Here is a 22305-nt window from a genome sequence, read left to right as displayed (position 1 = left end):
AAGGAGAAAAGATATAATGCAGATTAAGCGTGCCCTGATTAGCGTATCCAATAAAGAAGGCGTAGTTGAGTTCGCCCGCCAGCTCCATGAAGCTGGGGTGGAAATCATCTCCACGGGCGGTACCATGAAGGCCATCAAAGAGGCTGGTATCCCTGTGACCTATGTCAGCGATGTGACGGGCTTCCCCGAAATCATGGACGGCCGCGTAAAGACCTTGAATCCCTATATCCACGGCGGCATCCTCGCTGTGCGGGACAATGAGGAACATGTGGCGCAGATGGAAAAGCATGGCATCAAGGGCATTGACCTCGTGGCTGTCAATCTCTATCCCTTCAAGGAAACCATTGCCAAGCCCGATGTGACGCTGGCAGAAGCCATTGAGAACATCGATATCGGCGGCCCGGCCATGGTGCGTGCTTCGGCCAAGAACTTCAAGTTCGTCACCATCGTCACCAATCCTGCCAAATATGACGAAGTAATCGCGCAAATCAAGGAAAATGGCGGTGTGAATGACCGTACCCGCATGGAGCTGGCCCAGGAAGCCTTTGCCCATACGGCGGCTTATGACACGATGATTCAGGACTATCTGGCCAAGCAGTTGACAAAATAAGGGGCGAGCGTATGAATATCTTAGTAATCGGCAGCGGCGGCCGGGAACATACCTTAGCGTGGAAACTTTCCCAGTCACCCAAAGCGGAAAAAATCTATGCTCTGCCGGGCAATCCCGGCATGGCTGATGTGGCTATGTGCGTGGAAGGCATTGCCATTACGGATAATGAAGCCATTGTGGCCTTTGCGCAGAAACATGGCATCGGCCTTGTGGTCGTCGGCCCGGAAGTGCCGCTGACCAATGGGCTCGTGGATGCCGTGACGGCGGCTGGCATCAAGGCCTTTGGCCCCACGCAGGCAGCTGCCCAGATTGAAGGTTCCAAGGCTTTCTCCAAATCCCTGATGAAAAAATATGGGATTCCCACAGCCAAGTACGAAGTGTTCACTGAGGCAGATGCGGCCCGGGAGTACATTCGTCAGGAAGGGGCTCCTATCGTCATCAAGGCGGATGGTCTCGCTGCAGGCAAGGGTGTTATCGTGGCCATGTCGGAAGAGGAAGCCTTGCAGGCCATCGCGGATATCATGGAAGACAAGGAGTTCGGCAATGCTGGTTCCCGCGTGGTTATCGAGGAATTTATGGAAGGTGAGGAGGCGTCGCTTCTCTGCTTTACCGATGGCAAGACCATCTGCCCCATGATCAGCTCGCAGGACCACAAACGTGCTTATGATGGGGACAAGGGCCCTAACACTGGCGGCATGGGCACCTATGCACCGGCGCCGGTCATGACGGATAAAATGGTGCAGGAGGCTTATGATAAGATTCTCGTGCCGACCATCAAGGCCATGGAGCAGGAAGGCAAGCCCTACAAAGGCTGTCTCTATGCTGGCCTGATGATTACGGTAGAAGGCCCCAAAGTGGTGGAATTCAACGCCCGCTTTGGCGACCCCGAAACTCAGGTGGTACTGCCGCTGCTGAACAGCGATTTGGTGGATATCATGCTGGCCTGCGCTGATGGTACTTTGGCTGGCCATGATATTGAGTGGTCGAAAGAAGCTGCCGTCTGCGTGGTTATGGCCGCTGGCGGTTATCCCAAGGCCTACAACAAGGGCGACGCCATTACTGGTCTGGATGAGGCCAAGGCTGCCGGTGCATTGATTTTCCATGCGGGCACAGCGCATAAGGATGGGCAGATTGTCACGGACGGTGGCCGTGTGCTGGGCGTAGTGGCCAAGGCAGATACGGTGCGGGCGGCTGTGGACAAGGCCTATGCCGGCGTAGCGAAAATCTCCTTCAAGGATGCCTTCTATCGCAAGGATATTGCCCATAGGGCTTTGGAGCGTTAAGTATACATAATTTTTTATTTACAACTTAATGCAAGTCTATTATAATACTACACATAGACGTCAACGAAGGACGCTCTTCTGCGGGATTCATAGCAGAAGAGTTTTCTTATGTTATATGTTAAAAAAAGGGATGTGAGAATATGGACTTTGCAACTTTAATGGCTGACATCAATAACTTTGTTTGGGGGCCTGTGATGCTGGCCCTTCTGGTGGGAACAGGGGTGTTCCTGACCGTGAGATTGAAATTTTTGCCCTGGCGGAATCTGGTTTATGCCATTCGCATGATTTTCCGTCATCGGAATGAACATGAAGGGGATATCTCGCCCTTCCAGTCATTGATGACGGCGCTTTCGGCTACCGTGGGTACCGGTAACATTGTCGGTGTGGCTACCGCTATGGTATTAGGCGGCCCCGGTGCTCTGGTCTGGATGTGGATCAGTGCCGCTTTCGGCCTGTCCACCAAATATGCTGAGTCGGTGCTGGCCGTGAAATACCGGGAAACCAACTCCGTAGGGGAAATGTCCGGCGGCCCCATGTACGCCATGAAGTATGGCATCAAGAATAAATATATCGGCCGGACGCTGGCTTTCCTGTTTGCCCTGTTTGTGGTGCTGGCTTCTTTCGGCATCGGCAATATGACGCAGGCCAATTCCATTGCGGCGGCCCTGTCCCATAGTTATGATGTGCCCACGTATGTCACGGGTGCTGTGATCATGGTTCTGTCGTTGTCGGTACTTATCCGGGGCATCCGCAGCATCGGCAAGGTATCCAGTGTGGTGGTACCGGCCATGGCAGCCTTTTACTTTGTGACGGCGGCTATTGTGATTGCAGCTAACTTTGCGGCTGTGCCTGCTGGCGTGGCGGAAATGTTCCGCATGGCCTTCTCTTTTGATTCTGTGGCTGGTGGCGTAGGCGGCTCTATTGTGGCCACCATGCTGACCTCCATGCGCTGGGGCGTGGCCCGCGGCGTGTTCTCCAATGAGGCAGGTCTTGGCTCGGCTCCCATTGCGGCAGCGGCTGCCCGCACGGATCATGCTTCCCGTCAGGGATATGTCAATATGACTGGTACGTTCTTTGACACCATGATTGTCTGCATGCTGACCGGTCTGGTCATCGCGTCCTCCGGCATGCTGGGCATGGTGAATCCGGAAACCGGGGAACTGCTCTCCGGAGCAGAGCTCACGATTGCCGCCTTCAGCACGGTGTTTGGCGAATACGGCAAGCTGATCATCTCGATTTCCTTGAGTCTCTTTGCGTTCTCCACCATCCTGGGCTGGGAGTATTATGGCGAAAAGGCACTGGAATATCTCATCAAGAAACGCCCGGTCATCATGGGTTATCGCATCCTCTTCGGTCTTGTGACCTTTGTGGGTGCTACCACAGCCCTCGAAGTGGTCTGGAATTTCTCTGATACCATGAACGGCCTGATGGCGATTCCAAACCTCATCTGCCTGCTCTGGCTCAATAAGGATATCGCTGACGAATGCTTCGAATTCCAGCGCGAAGTGGTCGTGAAGGAAAAGAAGGGAGAAGTCGTAGATCTGACCTGTGAATCCGAGTAAAAAACGGAATGAGAAAATAAAAAATGAACAATAAAAGCCCGGTGCGGCTATTTCTGAAGCGTTTGGCGCGTAAGCGTCTCAGCGGAAGAAATAGTTGCACCGGGCTTTTCAGTCATTATCTGGCGATATCGTCTTTCTCTAAATCGAATTCCAGGTGAGTGGTGGTATTGCTTTTTCCCTTATGTACCCACATTACATGTCCGTCGAAAATCACGATATGAGTTTTCCAGTCGTATTGCATATTGTCGCCGTGGATCATCAGCCCTGGCCGTTCCACGCCGCAGCGGTTGCCGAAGAACCAGGCGGTATTGCCGGAAAGTTCGGCATAGAGGGCGTCACTGGTGAAGGTCAGTTCTCCCTCTGTGATGGTGGCACGCCCATCAGCCCATACCTGCAGGGTGTTGGGGTTTATTTTTGCATTGTTGGCGGTAATCAGGCGCCCGTCACATTGAATGCGGACATTGCCTGAGAGGTTATAGAGACCGCTTTCTTCGTTATAGGTACTGCGGTCGGCAGTGACCACAGGCTGGTACTTGCTTTGGGCCATGTCCGTATTGATGGTATGGCCGGGAGTTCCGGCGTTTACGAGGCAGGGATATATCAAAAGTAAGAATAAGGCGATTATCAGTTGAGGAATGCGTATTTTTCCCATAGAATCCGCTCCTTCTGCGCTTAGTTTACTTATATTTTACCGCAAAATCATGGTTTTGGCAAAAAATAAGCTAAAACTGCTGCTATAGTGAAGAAGTGGAGAATAGGCTGAGTATAGCAGGTATTTTCTATACCTTGACGAATTTAATCTTTTCCGAAATCCTTCGATATACAATATAGATAAAGCTTGGATTTGTCGACAATACACCCTTGAATAGACTGAGTATAGCAGGAATTTTTTATACTTTGACGAATTAAATACAACACATTTATTGAAATTCATCATGCTTTTGGGAGGCAGGACTATGTTCGATACAAGGGAAAGAAAATTGACCGTTATGTTGATGGCAGCATTATGCTTCAGTGGTGGCACCGTTGCTTTGGCCGCACCGCCGCCGCCACCGGTAAATCCCCGGGATGATGCCGGCCTGGAGATGCGCCGTCAGCGTGAGGAGGCTGAGCGTGAGCGTCTGCGCCAGCAGATGGAGGAAGACCGGAAAAAGCAGGACGAGAAAGTCCAGGGCAATACAGAAACGCCTGCCAGTGCAGGGGAAGCTGAGGTGAAGTTTGTCCTGAACAAAGTCACCATAGATGAATCGGCTGTCATCAAGGCTGACAAATTCAACGAGATCACGGAACCTTATCTGGGCAAAGAGGTATCGCTGGCCGACCTCACTGCTATCATAGAGAAGATCAATGGGCTCTATGCGGCTGAGGGTTATGCCACCTGCAAGGCATACCTGCCCCAGCAGACCATTGAAAATGGTCATGTGCATATCGCCCTGATCGAGGGCAAGACCGGGGAAGTCACCCTTTCCGGCAACAAGCATACGAAGGAGAGCTATATCCGGAACCGCCTGCCTCTGCGTAATGGCACGGTACAGAACTTCAATGAGCTGAACAAAAAGCTCTTCCGTTTCAATGCCACCAATGATGCCCGGCTGGGGATTACGGTGAAGGCAGGGAAGGAGCCTGGCACAACGGACTATGAGATCGTGCTGCAGGAACCGAAGAATGATGTCTTCACCCTGTCGGCGGATAACAGCGGCGGCAGCAGCAATGGCGAATGGCGTGAGGGCTTCTATTACACGAACCGCAGCCTGTCGGGGCGGCGGGACAGTCTGACCGCCAGCTATGTCCGGGCAAAGGGCCTGAATACCGTGGGCCTCAATTACGTGACTCCTGTGGGCAGGCAGGGGGCAAAGGTGCTTTTCGATTACAGCACCTCCACCAACGAATTGATCGAAAGCTCCACGCGTCATTTCAAAAGCCATGGTCATGGCTGGTATCTGGGGGCAGCATATCTCCATCCATTGGTCCTGAACCAGACCACCCGTACGGAAGCGAAGATCGGCGTTTACCGGCAGAACTCCCAGACGGATATGATGGATGGCTCTGTTCCCTGGCTGGACAGCCGGGCCAACAACCTTTATCTGTCCATTGCCACGACACGTTATGGGAAGACCTGGGCATTCTACCATCAGCATTATTACGGAGTCGGTCATTCCCAGGCCTATCAGGCCAATGACGGCACCTATGCCACCAAGGATTATTCCCTCTACCGGCTGAACAGTATGTATCAGGAAAGCTGGCCCAACGGCCATACATTTACGGGCCGCTTGAACCTGCAATGGAGCGGCGTACACAATCTGCCCTCGGCAGAACAGTTTTTCCTGGGGGGCCTTAACAGCGTGCGGGGTTATAAACGGGATCTGATCAGTGGCGATAGCGGCGTTACCTACAGTGCAGAATATGCCATCCCGCTGAACCGGAAACGGACGGCCTCCGTCTATGGCTTTTTTGACTATGGCGACATTTTGGGGGATACCGCTTATGAGGATCATCTGCTGAAAAGTGTCGGTTTGGGACTGAAGGCCAATATCAAGCAGACGGTCTATATGGATCTTTCCATCGGTTTCCCACTGGAAAAGGATCTGAACGGCAGCCAGGTGTCCAAGACGAGGATTCACTTTGGCATGAATGCGCAATTTTAAAGTATTGGCGATAGATTGAGGCGATTACGGTCATTAATCTTAACGTGAAAGTGAGGAAATTTTCATGAAAAAGCAACATCAATCCGTACTGCTGTACTGTGTCCTTTTTCTTATCTGGTTTTTTATTCCGTACACTTCCGTTGAAGGCGCCGATCGCAATGACAAGATTAACTATCCTGCTTATATGCAGGGGATTGATTACGGCAATGGCCCGATTTATGTCATCGGACATAGGCCTCCCGACTCCGATAGCGTATGTACGGCAATCGCCTACGCAAACTTGAAACGGAAGCTGGGTATAAACGCCGAGGCCAGAATTACTTCGGCGATAAATGCGGAAACCGCCTACGCCTTAAAATATTTTGATTTCCAGGAACCACCGCTGCTGGATAATGCCGCCAGTAAAAATATCATACTCGTAGACCATAACAGCTTTGCCCAGGCAGTTTCTGGGATGGACAAGGCCAACATACTGGAAATCATCGACCATCACAACTTCATTGGTGACGTCAAAACGGCAGCTCCCGCTTATTACCGCAATTTGCCCATAGGCTGCACTTCCACCATCGTGTGGTTGGAATATCGTGAAGCCAATGTTCCCATTGAAAAAGGCATGGCCGGAATGATGCTTTCCGCTATCCTGTCAGATACGGACAATTTGCAAAGCACCACCACCACGGACTTGGATCGGCAGGCGGCAGCCGACCTCGTGAAAAAAGCGAATGTCAAAGACAGAACCGCCTATTTCCTCGCCATGGAAGAAGAATTTGCTGCTTATCGAAATATGTCGGACAAGGATGTTTTCTATTCCGATTACAAGGAATTTACCGTAAATGGCATTTCCTATGGTTGCGCCACGGTCGTCGCATTAACGCCGGAAAAAAGACAGGCTTTGGAGCAGCGACTTGGCGACTGGGTAATGAAAAATTTTAACACGCAAAAAATGGATATGCTCTTTTTGAAAATTCACGATTTAGAAACCTATTCGGCAACCATATCCTGCTACGGTCCTGGTTCCGTGGGGTGCGCTGCAAAAGCCTTTGCAACCGTGGACGGAAACAAAATTATCCTGGGAAAAAATATTTCCAGAAAAAAGGTAGTTCGTCTTCTTCAGCCGCAAATCGAAAAGTGGGCGGCAACTCAAGGGAAATAAACGGTGAAAGCAAATCGCACTTTATATCCAAGATAAGGATTCAAGTTGGTATGAATGCGCAATTCTAACGGATTAGAGATAGATTGAAAGGGGAGAAATACCGTGAATAAGACATATAAGATTATCTGGAGCCATGTGCGGAAGTGTTATGTGGTGGTTTCCGAATATGCCAAGAGCCACGGTAAGAACAATACGAGAAGTGTCCTGGCGCGGGTAGCACCTGTCCTCTTAGGTGGGGCTATGCTGGCTTCAGCTGCCATGCCGTCATTGGCTGCGGCGCAGGATATTGAAAAAGTCAGCGGTGCGAAGTTCAACGACACGGTCAACAATATCTATGCAGATAAACTGGTGAATTCTGTTGCAGTCAATGCTTTCAAGAACTTTAAACTGGATGCAGGGAATATTGCGAATATGCATATGGGCACTGCTCCGGGCAGTACGAATGCAAGCAGTCTGGTAAACTTTGTCAATAATCAGGCCAATATCAGCGGTACGGTCAATGCGGTGAAGAACGGCGGCATTGGCGGCAACCTCTATTTCCTTTCGCCCAATGGCGTGGTGGTAGGCTCTACTGGCGTGATCAATGCGGGCAGCGTACACCTTATGGCACCTTCCCAGTCGGAATACAATGCCATGGTGGGGGACAACGGTGTCAAGGATACAGGCTTCTCCCAGCGGTGGAGCAAGATACAGGACGGCTCCATTGCCCTGAATGCCGATGCCACCATCAAAGTGGCCGGTAAGATCAATACGGTGGATGGGGCAAGCCTCCGGGGCGGCAATGTCAACCTGGAGAGCGGTGCCAGCGTTGTGAGCAAGGACAGCCTTGACTTTTCCAGTCTGGTCAATATTTCCGGGACAAGTGCGGGCCTTGCGGGGAATCTCTCCCTGCAAAAATCCAGTGACAACGGGAAAATCGTGCTGGCGGCTGTGGGAAACAGCGGCACCACCAGCGACTGGACAAGGATTGAACTGAAACCTACGGTCACTGTGGCAGAGGGAGCAACCGTCAGCACCACAGGGGACGTGTCCGTTACGGCTACGGCCAAGAACGAGGAAGCCTTTGCCCTGGGAACGGTTGAAGCTACCGTCAACGCCAACGGCGAAATCACGGGTAAAAACGTGAATATTGCTGCCAAGGCGGAGGATGTTTTCGTGACCAATGGTGGCGACCATGCGGCTTCTCTGCATAAGCTCTTTACCGGCAGCGGCAGCTATGATGTCCTGGGAGCAGGCGCCGATGTACTGCGCCTCATTGATGTGGATACGGTGCTGGCCATTCACCATGTAAAGGCCGAGACCAATATCGGCAAGAATGCGGTCATCAAGGCCACTGGTGCAGATCCTGCGGACGGGAAAGCTCTGTCCATTACTGCCGACAGCACCCTTACGGCGGGCATGGCCACCAGCCCCGACGGCATTGTAGGCGGGATTCTGGATCTGGTCAATGACCGTCACCTGAAGCTGCGTCAGGGAGCCCAGAGCACCTCTGTGGCGGTGGCCAAGCTGGACAACAAGGCCGTGGTGAATGTGGAAGGCACCCTGCAGACCGACCAGGGCGGCGCTAAAGTCGCTTCCAATGCCTCGGCTTCGCCCACCGTCAGTGCCAAGGAATCCCTGAGCAAGACCGACAATGTCACGTTGGCGCTGGGCATCGGTGTGCTGGTAGGGGAGAATACCAGCGAAGTCAATCTGAAGGATACGGCAAATATACAGAATATTGCTAAGAGTTTTGATGCTTCGGCAGAGTCCACGGAAAAAGTCTCCCTTACGGCAGGCGCAAAAGCCACGTCCAATGCCATGGCCGGGACGGCTGTGGCGGTAATGGACTATGACTCCTCTGCCGACCTCAAGGTGGATACGGCCATCCATGCCGGTGGTGAGGTCAATCTGTCTTCCAAGAACACCGTCAATTCCAACAAGATCAACGCCTCCAATTCCATCGGCGCTTCCACTCAAAGTGCTGAGAATATAGAACAGAGCCTCTTTACCAACAGCAGCAAGTATATCAGCAATATCGGGAACTCCATTATAGACGGAGTAGTCAAGAAGTTCTTCAAGATGGGCTCCCCTGAGCAGGGAGAATCCCTCTTTGAGGAGACCAAGTCCCTCTTTAACGCCGGAGCCAGCGTAGCGGTGGCCTCCGAGACCAATACGGCCAAGACTACCCTGACGAAAAATGCAGATATTCAGGCTGCCGGCAATGTGAAAGTCACCAGTGACCTGGCAGCAGACAGCACCCATATGTATGCCTCCGGCTCCATGGGCAATGCTGCCCAGAAGAAGATTGACAAGGACAACAAGGAAAGCGTCCAGAAGGTGAAGATACAGGCCTCGGTGCTGGTGGCTGACCTGGATAGCTCTGCTCAGGTGGTGGTGGAGGAAGGCGATGCGGCAAAACACGCCAAAATCAGCGGCAAAGATGTGACCGTTACCTCCACCAGCAAATTCACCCATGTCATTGACGAGCTGAAGAAAGCCTTTGACGACAGCAAGGAAGCCATCGAAAAACTGGATGATGCAGAACTTACGACAGCTTGGACAAATCTTGTCCTGGTGTTCAACAATTACCGGACGGATGCGGCCACGGTGGGGGATATTGCGCCTGCAGCCATGGCCGTGCTGGACGCCCTGAAAAAATACCCCTCTGCCTACACCTCCATCGCCTCGAAGGTTACGGCCTTCCTGAAGCTGGAGAACTATGCCAATTTCTCCGTTTCCTCGGCAACGGAAGGCGGCAGCGACAAGAATCCTTCCTACAATCCCACCCGTGACCTGTCCAAGGATAATGCGAAGCTGGCTATTGCCGGTGCTGTGGACGTGGCCCTGACGGATGACAGCGCCAAGGTTAGCCTGGGCAAGTATGCGGATATCAAAGGTACGGGCGCAACCACCATCAAGGCCGGGCTGGAACGTGCCGATACCTCCCTGAACGGCAACTTAGGTTTGCAGACCGGCGACCAGAATGCCGTTGGTGGCGTGGTCTCCTTCTTCAAGCCTGACCGCAATGCCGAAGTCACCGTAGCAGAAGGCTCGGCGCTTGCAGGAAATACCTTGTCCGTGAACGCTGACAGCACCACCACCCATGTGGATCTGGCCACGGGGGCCAGTATGGGCGGCGATAGCGGCGTCAAGGGCATGATCACCTATGTCATGGGAGATAATACGGCTAAAGTGGATATTGCCGGGAATACTGCGCTCAAATCCACTGGCGCCATGGATATCACCGGCAACAACACCGCCAACCTCATGAATATTGCCGGTTCCTTCGGCTTTGGTGCCGCTACAGGGGTAGGGGCATCTTTGGCCTTGAACGATATGGAAGTGAACAGCATTGTCAACGTGGGCAAGGCTACGATTAATGCGGGCAGTCTGAAAGCAACTACCAATCTGGATGGCAAGATCAACTCCGTGGCCGTAGCCGGCGGCATTGCCGCAGCTTCCGATGATGACGAAGCAGGGAAAATGGGCAAGCTCACGGCCAAAATCACCAACAGCAAGAACAAGGTGATGAACGTCTGGCGTTCGGCCAATGACAAACTCAACTCCATCGTGCCGGATATTGTCAAAAAGGCCGCAGACATCAAGGAAAACAAGAAACTCAAGACGGACAACGTGACCAAGAACCCCACCGCCAACAAGAAGCTTTCCGATATCAGCGTGGCCGGTGCCGGCAGTGTGGCCATCAACCTGCTGGACAGGACTACCCATACCATTATTGACGGGGCAACCATCACTCTGGGAAGTGGCGACCGTAATATTGCGCTTTCTGCTACAGATTCCGGCTTTACCGGGGCCTGGGCCGGAGCCGCAGGCCTGACCTTCAATACCCGCAAGCTGGGTGGCCAGAACGAGAACAGCACCAATGTGGGTGTGGCAGGTTCTGTGGGCTGGTCTGATCTGGACATCGATACGGTTTCCGCTATCCGCAACAGCAAGATCACGAATGCTGCTGACATTACCAATGAGGCAGAGCGCAGCGGTGCCGTGGTCTCGGCAGGCCTTGGCCTGGCTGTGGCCACTTCCGGGGCGGCAGCCGGCGGCTCCAGCTATACAGGGGCGGCTTCTGTCTCTGTGGCGGATATTGACAATACTGTGAAAGCAGAACTTTTGAACAACACGGCAACTGCCGCCAGCGTCACGAATACCGTGACGGATTCGGACACTTTAGTAACCGGCGGCGTCAATGCCTCCATTGCCTCCGGCAAATCCAAGAGCGCCGCAGTAGGGGGCAGTGTGGTCTACAACCGTATCGACAACAATCTGGATGCCCTGATTACCGGGGGAAACTATGCCCTGATGGGGAATCTTACCAATACGGTCAGCACCGGCATTACCGAAGTAGGGGGCGCAGTGGGCCTGGCTGTGGCCGCTTCCTCCGGCAGCGGTGCCAAGTCCTATGGCTTTGAGGGCGCTGTTGCCTATAACAGCCTGAAGAATACGGCCAATGCTGTCCTGGACGGCACCAAGATCACGGCCAAAAATGTGACGGTGGATGCCCGGGACACCAAGGATGTTTCCAAGCAATACGATACTTATATCAAGGATAGGGGTCTGGATGCCGATGGCACATCCTATGCAAAAGCCATTGAGGATGCCCTGGATGACGAAGGCAAGGCCAATATCTCCTCTGAGGGTGGCAATGTCATCGTCGGGGCAGCTCTGTCTGTTGCGGCCTCTGTGGGGGAAAGCGGCTCCGCCTCCGTGGATGCAGCCCTTTCCATCAGCGAAGTGGACAATGACTTTACGGCGGCCATCAAAAATGGCAGCGACATCACCGGCAGCGGTATGCTCAATGTCAAGGCCGACAGCAAGACGCTGGCCATCGGTGCAGCCGCCGGGGGCAGCGGCACTTCTGACGGCTTTGGCGGGGCAGGCTCCTTCAGCTGGCAGACCGACAGCAATGATGTGCGGGCTGAAATCAGCGGCTCCAATATCAAGAATATGGTCGGCAATATCGTTAACGCCAGCACCGCCGCTAAGGATATCAATGTGGCAGGCCAGGTCTCCGTGGGCAATGTGGCCACGGGGCTGGCTGGGGCTTACAACCGTCTGGAAAACACCACCGGCGCTTATGTGCAGAATTCGCAGTTTGCAGATAATACGGCGAAAACCATTGCCATTGGTGCCCAGAATGAAGGCCGGGTTTATGCTGTGACCGCAGGTGTGGCCGCTTCCCGGGAGAAGCTGGCCGCCAATGGTGCCGTAGCGGTAAACAGCGGTGCGGATGATATCAAGGCAGAACTTTCCGGCGGCACGGTGAAGAATGCCACGAGCATTTCCGTTGCCTCCGAAGACGATACGAAGAAACTGGCGGTAGCCGGCGGCTTTACCCTGTCCCAGGGTACGGCCATTGGCGGTGCTGTGGCTTATAATGCCATTGGCGATACGGACCGTCAGGTCAACAGCGCCACGATCAGTGGCACCACCATTGACCATAATACCTCCAAGATAAGTGTCACGGCTACGGATAACTCCGGCCTGACCACCATTGGCTTTGGCGTGGGGCTGGCCAACGGTTCCCCGGCAGTGAACGGCGCCGCCGCCGTAGGGCTGAAGTCTGCCGATGTGACTGCCCAAGTGGTCAATACGAATGTCAAGAACTCTACGGGCAACATTTCCGTCAAGGCCAGCACCGATGATGATTTCAGCACCAATGCCGCCGTGGCCGCAGTGGGCGAGTCCGCAGCCATTGGCGTAGGCGTGGGCGTCACCCGTGACGAAACCCATACCACGGCCAAATTCTCCGGCGGCAGCTTCACCGGCAATGATTTTGACCTGGGCGCAGCCAGCCATGCAGACATCACCACGGTAGGCGTAGGCGGCGGCGTAAATTACGGCAGCGGTCTGGGCCTGGCCGGTTCGGCCACCGTGAACCTGATCGACACGGAGACCAAGGCCCTCGTCAACAATGGTGCCAATATCAGCGCCAAGTCCCCGGCTATCACGGCCATCAGCGATGAGAAGATTGCCAACTATGTAGGGGCACTCTCTGTTTCTTCTCAGGGGGCAGCCATCGGGGCTTCTGTCAGCGTCAACGAGATTGACAGTGAGACGGAAGCGGCTGTTGAAGGGGCAAATACGGTCATTAAATCCACAGGGGATGCAACCCATTCTGTCAAGGATACCGTCAGCGATGACGCTATCCTCGACAAATATGCGGATCAGGATCTCTTCAAATCCTCCGATAGCCTGAAGGATGCCCGCACGGCCAAGAGCTACACGGGCTTACTGGTGGATGCCTCCGGCACCCATACCATGAAATCCTTCCTGGTGAATGCCGGCGGCACGGGTACAGGTGCGGCCGTAAATGGCACGGTGGATGTGAACCTGATTGGCGGCTCCACCAAGGCTCGCATTACGGATGCCAAGATAAATAATGCTTCCGCCAATAAGAGCAATGTGAATGTCATTGCCCACGACTATGCCAATAGTGCAGGGGGCGTGGGTACGGTGAACATCGCCATGGAAGGGGGCGCTGTGGGCCTTGGTTCTGACACCAATAAGATTACCCGCACCACGGAAGCCTCCCTGATTGGCCCCTCCGCTAAATACGATTTGTATGCCAATGATGTCAATATCGAAGCCAAATCTCGTCAGGGCGTAGGTTCCTTTGCTGCCGGCGCTTCCTTTGCCGGTGAGGGGGCAGCGGTCAACGCCGCCTCTGGCGTGACTCTGCTGGATGGCACCACCAATGCCTTCCTCAAGAATGTGAACATCAAGAATGCCGGCAATATTTCCCTGACGGCAGATCATCTTTCACGTTCCCATCTTATCGGTACGGTGTTCACTGGCGCAGGCATTGGCGCAGGCCTGAGCATTGCCGTGGGCTATGTGTCGGATACGGGCACTACCGAAGCTACGGCAGAAAACATCCATGTGGAATATGCTGCCAACAAGAAGGGTGACCTGAATGTCAAAGCCAATAATGAGATGAAGGTCAACTACACGGAAGTGGGGGTAGGTCTGGCCGGTATCGGCGCAGGTCTGGCCGGTTCCATCGGCGTTTCGGAAGCGAACAGCACCGCCAAGGCTCAGCTCAAAAACAGCACCATTGGCACGAGCAGCAAACGGGCGAAGAATGCCAATATCACCGCCAATAACCAGCTGATCCTCGACCAGAAGGCCGGTGTGGGCTCCGCCGGGGCAGCCGGTGTAGGCGTGGGCGTTTCCGTCAACAAGCTGGACAGCACCACCAATGTGAATATCGAAAACAGCAAAGTCTACGCCGGAGCCATCAATGCCGGAGCCAGCGACAACAAGGACATCTGGCAGACTGCGGGCAATGCCTCCGTAGGCGGCTCTGCCATGGGCCTCAATGTCATGGTGACCAATGTGGGCAAGGATATTTCCTCAACCTATGATGCCGGTGACGGCAAGACCAAGATGAACGTCAGCAATGTCTTTACGGATATAAACGATGCGATGAAGGCTGGCAACCTCTCGAAAGAAGAATCCCATGGCGTGGTGGATAGTGACGGGAAAAATATCACCAATACCCGTGACACCGTGACCATGACAGCAAAGAAGAAGGATTCTGCCTCCGGCCTTACGGTTATGGGCAGCACTCTGGATTCTGCTGGGGATGTGACCCTTGAGGCAGACGCCAAGACCAATGCCGAGATGAAGAGCGTAGTGGCTACCGCAGGGGGCAGTGCGGCCATCAGCGGCACAGTAGCTGTGCTGGATGTGGCAGGCAACTCCGTAGGGGAAGTGCGTAACTCTGCCATAACGGCCAATTCCGGTGATATTACCATTGCCTCCTATCAGGGCGGTCTTTCCGAGCTGGAAGTCAAGCAGGGTTCCCTCAGCGGCACGCTGGCCCTGTCCGGAGCCTATGGCAAGGTCAGCAAGGGTGGCCTTACGGATCTGCAGCTTTCCGGCAATACGATGAATGCCAAAAATATCGCGGTAGTTGCCGGTGATGAAAGCCGTGCCAAGATTGACGCTTTGGGTGCTTCCGGGGCCATAGCCGGTTCCGTGAATGTCCTGATTGGCGAGGTGGAAAACAAGGGCAAGGTATCCGTGGCGCTGCAGGGCGGCAACACCATGAAAGCTGAAGATTCGCTGCTGGTGGCCGCTTCCCGTGGGCCGGAAAAGGATGGCCAGAAAACCGCTGAGGTAACCACCCAGGCTGTTTCCGCTGCTATTGGTGTAGCCGGTACGGGGATCTCTGCCACGGCTCATGACGCCAGCGAGACGGCAGTAACCCTGAATACAGCAAAAAACAAGAATGCCAACAGCCTGAGTGCAGGCACCATCGGCATTACTGCCCTGAACTCCCCAAATGTAAAAACGGAGACCAAGTCTGCCGCCGCTTCCCTGTTGGTCAGCGGTGCCGTAACGGTGGCGGATTCCTCTGCCGGGACGAAGTCTGCACCGGTGAAGAGCACCGTGGATATCGGCGATGGCACCAGCCTTTTGGCCGATGAGACGGAAATCCTCGCCCAGAACGAAATCGGTCTTACCACCGACATGAAAGGCCTGGGCATCTCCGGTTATGTGGCGGCCCAGGTCAATACCGGCCGGGCAGATGCTTATGGCAATTCTCAGATTAACCTTGGTAAAGTAAATGTTCAGGAACGTGGCATTCTGATGGCCATGAGCAATACCAATGTGACCAAGGATATCAAGGCTGCTGGTGTCAGCGCTGCCGGACTGGTGGCTTCCGGCACCAATGTGGCCAAGAGCGACAGCGTGCTGAATTCTGCCATCAATGCCAATGGCACCAATGACAAGCAGCTGCAAATCGCCCTGCTCCTTAGCACGGCTTCCGAGGACAATACGGCCAGAGCTGACGGGGATGGCGGTGCCGCAGTGGACATCTCCCCCTATGCCGCCAAACTGGAAAACAGCCTGACCACCAATACCAAGACCAATGTAAGCGGCAACTGGAACGCATCCCTCTTTGCGGCAGGAGCGGAACTTACGGATAAGCATGACTTTACCACCGATGCTACAAGGGCAGCCATTGCCGGCGGCAGCGGCGTAGGCATCACCAATACGGCTACCCACACCACGGCCATCAATGTGAATAATGCCAATATCAGGACGAATTTCATCCAGGGCTACAATGCCGACAACAATATTGACTACAAGGATACCCAGAAGGCCGGCAGCTATGGCGGCGTCACGGGCAGTGATTCTGCCGTGAAGAATACCATCAATGCCACTGCCGATGTGAATATCACCGGCGGCACCCTCAAGGGGCTGGATGAATCCTCCCTGCGGGCGCAGGCCAAGACCGACAGCAAGATTGTAAGCAAGAACAATGTGGAAGGGGCAGGTGTTGTCCAGATCCTGGTGGGAAGCAGTGACAGCGATACGTCCTTTACCGACCGGGTTACGGTGAAAAATGCCAACCTCTCCACGGAAAACGGCGATATTTCCCTGGCTGCCACCAGCGATATTGACCATGACCTGGAAGCAGAATCCGTGGACGAAGGCGGCGCTGCTGGCGTTACCACGGTGAAGAACACCAACAAGCTCACCCGTCGGGACAAGGTTGACATTACCGGCAGCTCGAAACTGGCCAGCGGCCATGACCTGATGCTGCTCGCAGGGGCCGATGAAAACAAGACTCCCTCCAACCTGCGTCTTTTGACTTATGCCAATGCCCATAATGCCACCTTTATACCCGCTGAGACTTCGCCTACCATCAATGAGACGCTGACTCTTGATAGGGGCGTGACGGTGGGCAGTGGTGCCAATACCACCTCCATTCGCCATACTTATCTGCGGGCTGATGAGGGCACTTCCTATATCGAGGAATCGGCTCGTCAGTTCAAAATCTGGGGGCAGGGGGAGACCGGCAAGCGCCGTCTCACCTCTACGGCTCTGGGGGACAATGAGGTTTCCCAGAACAAGACCGCCAAGGTGGATGTGCAGGGGAAGGTTACGGCCGGCACCCATAACCAGCTGGATATTGACATCACGGGGGACTTCAAGCTCAATAGCAATAACGAGCTTGATACCAGCGGCGTGAAGGTGACGGCAAAGCAGGGCTGGTTTGACACGTCAAGTGCCATCAAGTCCATCACGAAGAAAAATCCCTATATTGACCGTTATGACGAACTGCGCTATGCCATGACGGATTATAACCCGGACAGCACCGAGTACAAGCTGTTGGAAGACGAACTGAATAACGTCCTGTCCGCCATGGAACAAGAGAACTTCCTTTACAAGGATTCTCAGGGGAACAAGGCCATCCTGCGGGAAATTCCCATGGCAGGGCTTGAACTGCCAAACATCAATGTATCCGGCGGCAATGTCTTCGTAAACGCCGCGACGCTTTCCGGCGACAAGAATATTGTGGCCAATGGCTCGGCCCATATCAACATCACCAACAGCGGCAACGCCTATATGTTGCTGAATGATGTGAAGATTGAAGATGGTGGCGGCAGGATTTACCAGAATGACCAAATCCTTAAAGATGCTTCCGGTGAATCTGCCATCAATATCAAATCTACGGGCAAGGAGGACAAGGATAAGATTTCCCGGCCGAGTATTTCCATCTCCGGCAATGTGGATAACGACTCCGGCGCCGTCAACCTCACCAACCAAAACTATGACCTTGTCATCAATGGCTCGGTGAATGGCAAAACCATCTCCATCAATGCCGATAAGGGCGGTGTCTATCTGTCCCAGCCCGATGGTTTCGTAAACGTGGGTGGCGATCCCATTGCCAAATACATGTTCGACCAAAAAACAGCGGATAAGATTCAGGCCTTTATCACCTTAGATTTTGCTAAATCCGGCTGGCTTAACATACCGAATTATAACCTCGACGTTGTTGCTTTTTTGAAATGGTTGACCAGTCAGTATAATAAGGCTGACAATAGTAGCGGTTCGAAATTTTTCACCAACTATAATGACTATCTGAATTGGGTGAAAAATGGAGCCAATCTTAGCAGTTCCGAGGTTGCCTACACGGATGAATCGGAGAAAAAAGGCATTATCTCCGGGGGAAATATCTCCATCAATGCCAAAGATGTGAATATCAACGGCCTGATTCAGAGCGGATATACGAACTACAGGAACAGCGTTAGCAGCAGCGATATTCAAAAAGTCGCCGCCTCAGCCAGCGGGTACAAAATGGCCGATGATGATGTGATTGGCAACAGCAGGTATCAGGTGGGGCAGAAGGGAATGATCTGGAACGACACGACGAAGATGTATGACTATGCCGTACCGATTTATTACAATCCTGCCACAGGACACCTGCTGACCGATGACATTGATGTGCGTGGCGGGCGTGTAGACATCCGGGGGCGTATAGCCAGCACCGGCGGTGGGCGCATTATTGTGGCGGACGGTGTGGCGGACATCAATATTGATACCAGTGGCGCCTCGGCCGACCTCTATATGGGACGCATCACGAACAATGACCGGGAAGGCTTCATACGAATCACTGATCTCTGGGGCAACTTTGGGATTGACGAGAGTACGAGTACCATGCATCGGGTCTATAAACCCGGCGATTCTGCCACAACTCCGTGGGTGATGGGTAAGCGCAATGGCTACAAGCCTGCAAGCCATATGACAATCAGCTGGACAGGTGGCACGTCCGGTCAGAAAGTGGTGGATAAGTATTACAGAAAAGAATATGCATCCTTCTTTGGCCTCTTCAAACTTTGGGAAACTGGCTCTACCGATGATCTCATCAAGCAGATTGGTTCAGATATCAGTAGTGTCCGCAGCACAGCACGCGCCACCGATATCAGTGGCAAGATGGCACAGGGCGTAGTTATGAGAAATTGGAGTTGGCAAAATCTGGTGGATAACCCCGATGGTGTGTATGTTTTCGCTAATTCCTACATTGTTGGGAACACCACGAAAGGAAAGGTCAATGCTTCAGAGATGCATTATACGAACTGGGCGCATACCAAAGGTTACGTAGATTACAGCTGGACGGAAACATCGGGGAACAGTACAACCACGATTACCGCCATCAATGCGGCCAAGCCTATCTACTATACCTTTGCCCAGGCAAGGAATAATGGCCTGATAAACCTAGACAGCGGTGGCAACCTTTACTTCCGGGACAATGTGGAAAATGTGGCCAATCTCCAGAGCGGAAAAACCGATAGGAGTGAAATTATTGCTACAGCCAAGGGCAATATCAAGACGCTGGACGGCGCAAGGCTTATTACGGGAAGGCTCGAAGCCACAGGCAATTCCCTTGATATCAAGCATAGGGCGGTAGAAACGGATTCGGTAGTACAGCTTACGGCCAGAGGCGGCAACATTAACTTTGATTCGGATAAAGGGAATCTGAAAATTCGTCAGGTAAAGATTACGAATGCGCCGGATAACGGGAAAATCAACATTACCGCTGATGGCAATATCGAAATTTATCCGTACGAGAATATTGCTGTCTTTAATGAAAAGAGAGAACTTATTCGCGTCGATTTGGCGACGCTTATCGAGGCTCCAGCCATAACGCTTACCAGTGTAAATGGCGGTATCGGCACCAAGGATTCTCTGCGAGTACAGGCAGGAACGTCTGTTACTTCCTCGAATCGTCTGAACTCCAGCCTTACCGCCACGGCCAAAAAGGATATCAACATCCAGCAGCAGGCCGGGGATATGCGTGTGGCCAGAATCGAAAGCAAGGAAGGTGATGTAACACTTGAAGCGAAAAACGGCAGCATCGTGGACGCCAATGGCGGCGTAGATACCATCGACTCCTCGGCAGAGGAACGGATAGCCCGCTGGAAAGAACTGGGCATGATTTCCGATGCTGACAGCGATGACAGCCGTACGGCGGCAGCCAAAGCTTCCAAGGAAAGGAAACTGTCGGCCATCGAAGGCCGTTTCAAACAGCTGGCTGCCACCGAAAATAATGGTGTTCTCACGCTGAATGCTTCACGGGTTGAGGCCTACAAATCCGCTGCTGCTGCCTATGCCAAGGATGCGGGCATTGTCAAGGCCAAGCAGGAATATATCTCCGCCATGCAGGCGGCCACCACTGATGCAGAAAAGGATGCAGCGCGGGCGAGACTCCAGGCGGTCAAGGATGCCTACTTCAAAGGCAAGGGCTTCTCAGCCGATGAACAGAAAGCCATCATTGACTACGGCGATCTTTCCGTCAGCGAGAACTACGGCTGGAGCAAGAACGAACTGCTCTACGCTATTCAGGATGGCATCGTCAACGCCCAGCCAGGCACCTTTGACATCGTGAACAACCCCAATATCATCGGCAAAAATATCACCCTGATTGCCAGAAATGGCGGTATTGGCTATGATGAGGCGGCAATCTACATCAAGAATGCTGACCTTACCAAGGCGGCCAATATGAAACTGCTGGCCAGTGCCAAAGCTGGCGACCTCACCTGGGACGAGAACGGCGTCACCATCAGGCGGCAGGTGCCCGTCACCCTTAAAATAAGGGACGGCGGCATCGTGCAGCTGACGGGCAAGAATAATGTCTATGTCAGCGCCACGCAAGATTCTGCCCTGAACATCAAGGGCGGTATCGACACCGATGGGGATATTCGCCTTTCCGCAGGCAAGGGTGTGACCATTGCTGACGGCACGCTGCTTCGTGGCAGGAACCTTACCATTTTCTCCGGTGCAGGCAACATCGGTGCCAAGGATAAGTTCCTGGAGATCATGATCAACGGCTGGCTTATGGCAAACAGCGGCAAGTCCCTTTATGTCCACCAGAACGGCAATTTGCCGCTCTACCTGCTTTCGGCAGCAGCAGGTATGGATGCGTATCTGCGCGCTGAAAATGGTATTCGCATGTATAATGGCTATGGCATGAATAGGGGCTACATCAACGCAGGACGCTTGATAGATCTCTACACGGCACGGGGCGACATCGAAGGAATCCGTATCCTCGCAAATGGTGCTGTGGTGAATGCAGAAGCCTATGAGGGCAACGTGGACCTTATAGGCGTGGGCGGTGACCTCGTGATTGGGAAAGTGATAGAGCCTGATGCAGCACAAAAAGCGGAGAGAATTGCAGCACGGGAAGCAAAGGCAAAAGCAGAACGTGAAGCGGTGGTAGAGGAAATCAAAAAGGAGGCTATTGATAAGTACGCAGCGGCTCTGGAAGAATACTTCCAATATCTTGAAAGTGAAGAGGGGCAGAGTAGAAAGAATAGGATAAAAGAAGAAATAGATGAATATGCAGATGTCCTTTTAATGCTACAGAAGCTTACTGCCATCGATATGTCAACGTCACTAAAATATCAAGTGGAAAAACTTCAGAAGCGTGATTCTGAGTTAAAAGCGGAACTGCTTCCTGATAAGTACTTTATGGAGCATGGCTATACTGCGGAAGAGGCACGCCTCCTGAAGGAATATGCTGAAGCGAAGGAGCCCGATAAAATGACATCTATCGTCAATCAGTTTAATAAATATTATGACAAGAATGTCGTAGTCAAATCGACTCGTTCTGTTAAGGAGATTGAGACGCAGATTGCGCAGAACGCAGTGGCGGACAAGGCACAGCTTGACCATCTTGTACAGCAGAAACTTGCTGAGAGGCAGGGCACTCAATACTAGGTAACCGCATAACAACCCACAAGCAAAAGAGGCTGTGAGCCAAGTCCCTCCCCGGACATCCCTCACAGCCACTGACAAGTATTGAAAAAATAGGTATAGTATGCTAGAATTAAATTATGAAGAGGTGTATCTCAGCCTTAATTGAGAGATTTTACGAGTGAGCTTCTCTTGGCTCAATTCAAGAGATTTAACAGCGAGTGTTTCGCTACTCTAAGTGCGAGTACAGCAGGAGGCGGGCTTTTAGTCCGCCTCCTGCTGTTTGGAGGAGAAAATGGATAATATTAAGTTTTATGAGATAAGTGAGTCCTATGTCGATTTTTTGTCCCCTCATGCTCCTCATCTGTTTCATAACAGTAAGAGGGAGCAAGCAAATACCAGGAAATATCTGGGAATAGTGCTTAGGGTTAATGGGTAACAAAACTGTTACAAAAAATCTGAACAAATCTGTATAAATATATACAGAAGTATAGATTTAATCGAACAGAATACCCTTTGTATCGAGCAATCGGTGCAAACTCAGTGTTAAATGCTTTTAATC

The 22305-nt window shown here is 52.8% G+C and carries 8 protein-coding genes; 7 read left to right on the top strand and 1 reads right to left on the bottom strand.

Features of this window, described 5'->3' with window-relative positions:
- Positions 1-16 precede the first annotated feature (16 nt).
- From BUB68_RS01520 to BUB68_RS01510, 3 genes are all read left to right on the top strand, one after another.
- Positions 17-610, top strand: coding sequence for an IMP cyclohydrolase (locus tag BUB68_RS01520; protein ID WP_073088048.1), 594 nt, complete (start codon positions 17-19; stop codon positions 608-610).
- Between the two features lie 11 nt (positions 611-621).
- The gene (purD, locus tag BUB68_RS01515) at positions 622-1893 is read left to right on the top strand and encodes a phosphoribosylamine--glycine ligase (RefSeq protein ID WP_073088047.1); all 1272 of its coding nucleotides are present in this window, start codon (positions 622-624) and stop codon (positions 1891-1893) included.
- A 140-nt stretch (positions 1894-2033) separates the two neighbouring features.
- Complete coding sequence (locus BUB68_RS01510) at positions 2034-3455, top strand: alanine/glycine:cation symporter family protein (protein WP_073088046.1); 1422 nt, start codon at positions 2034-2036, stop codon at positions 3453-3455.
- Positions 3456-3570: 115 nt separating this feature from the next.
- Here BUB68_RS01510 and BUB68_RS01505 read toward each other — a convergent pair whose 3' ends face one another.
- On the bottom strand, positions 3571-4107 hold the full coding sequence (locus BUB68_RS01505) for an LptA/OstA family protein (RefSeq protein WP_073088045.1): 537 nt from the start codon (positions 4105-4107) through the stop codon (positions 3571-3573).
- Between the two features lie 304 nt (positions 4108-4411).
- Between BUB68_RS01505 and BUB68_RS01500 the strand changes: the two genes are divergently transcribed.
- From BUB68_RS01500 to BUB68_RS15760, 4 genes are all read left to right on the top strand, one after another.
- Positions 4412-6100 carry a ShlB/FhaC/HecB family hemolysin secretion/activation protein gene (locus BUB68_RS01500; RefSeq protein WP_073088044.1) on the top strand — a complete coding sequence of 563 codons (1689 nt, stop codon included), beginning with the start codon at positions 4412-4414 and terminating at the stop codon, positions 6098-6100.
- A 64-nt stretch (positions 6101-6164) separates the two neighbouring features.
- On the top strand, positions 6165-7253 hold the full coding sequence (locus tag BUB68_RS01495) for a DHH family phosphoesterase (protein WP_073088043.1): 1089 nt from the start codon (positions 6165-6167) through the stop codon (positions 7251-7253).
- A 102-nt stretch (positions 7254-7355) separates the two neighbouring features.
- Positions 7356-21767 carry a leukotoxin LktA family filamentous adhesin gene (locus BUB68_RS01490; RefSeq protein ID WP_256625468.1) on the top strand — a complete coding sequence of 4804 codons (14412 nt, stop codon included), beginning with the start codon at positions 7356-7358 and terminating at the stop codon, positions 21765-21767.
- 271 nt (positions 21768-22038) lie between these two features.
- On the top strand, positions 22039-22182 hold the full coding sequence (locus tag BUB68_RS15760; protein ID WP_143188045.1) for a type III toxin-antitoxin system ToxN/AbiQ family toxin: 144 nt from the start codon (positions 22039-22041) through the stop codon (positions 22180-22182).
- The last annotated feature ends 123 nt before the right edge of the window (positions 22183-22305 follow it).

The organism is Pseudoselenomonas ruminantium, from assembly GCF_900142515.1.
Taxonomy (GTDB): Bacteria; Bacillota; Negativicutes; order Selenomonadales; family Selenomonadaceae; genus Selenomonas_A; species Selenomonas_A ruminantium_D.
Note: the sequence above shows the minus strand (reverse complement) of the source record. Positions and strands in the feature narration are given on the sequence as shown.

What these genes read in the sequence shown, in the direction of transcription:
- BUB68_RS01500 (WP_073088044.1), top strand. Translation starts at nt 4,412, where the DNA reads ATGTTCGATACAAGGGAAAGAAAATTGACCGTTATGTTGATGGCAGCA.
- BUB68_RS01510 (WP_073088046.1), top strand. Translation starts at nt 2,034, where the DNA reads ATGGACTTTGCAACTTTAATGGCTGACATCAATAACTTTGTTTGGGGG.
- BUB68_RS01495 (WP_073088043.1), top strand. Translation starts at nt 6,165, where the DNA reads ATGAAAAAGCAACATCAATCCGTACTGCTGTACTGTGTCCTTTTTCTT.
- BUB68_RS01520 (WP_073088048.1), top strand. Translation starts at nt 17, where the DNA reads ATGCAGATTAAGCGTGCCCTGATTAGCGTATCCAATAAAGAAGGCGTA.
- BUB68_RS01505 (WP_073088045.1), bottom strand. Translation starts at nt 4,107, where the DNA reads ATGGGAAAAATACGCATTCCTCAACTGATAATCGCCTTATTCTTACTT.
- purD (WP_073088047.1), top strand. Translation starts at nt 622, where the DNA reads ATGAATATCTTAGTAATCGGCAGCGGCGGCCGGGAACATACCTTAGCG.
- BUB68_RS15760 (WP_143188045.1), top strand. Translation starts at nt 22,039, where the DNA reads ATGGATAATATTAAGTTTTATGAGATAAGTGAGTCCTATGTCGATTTT.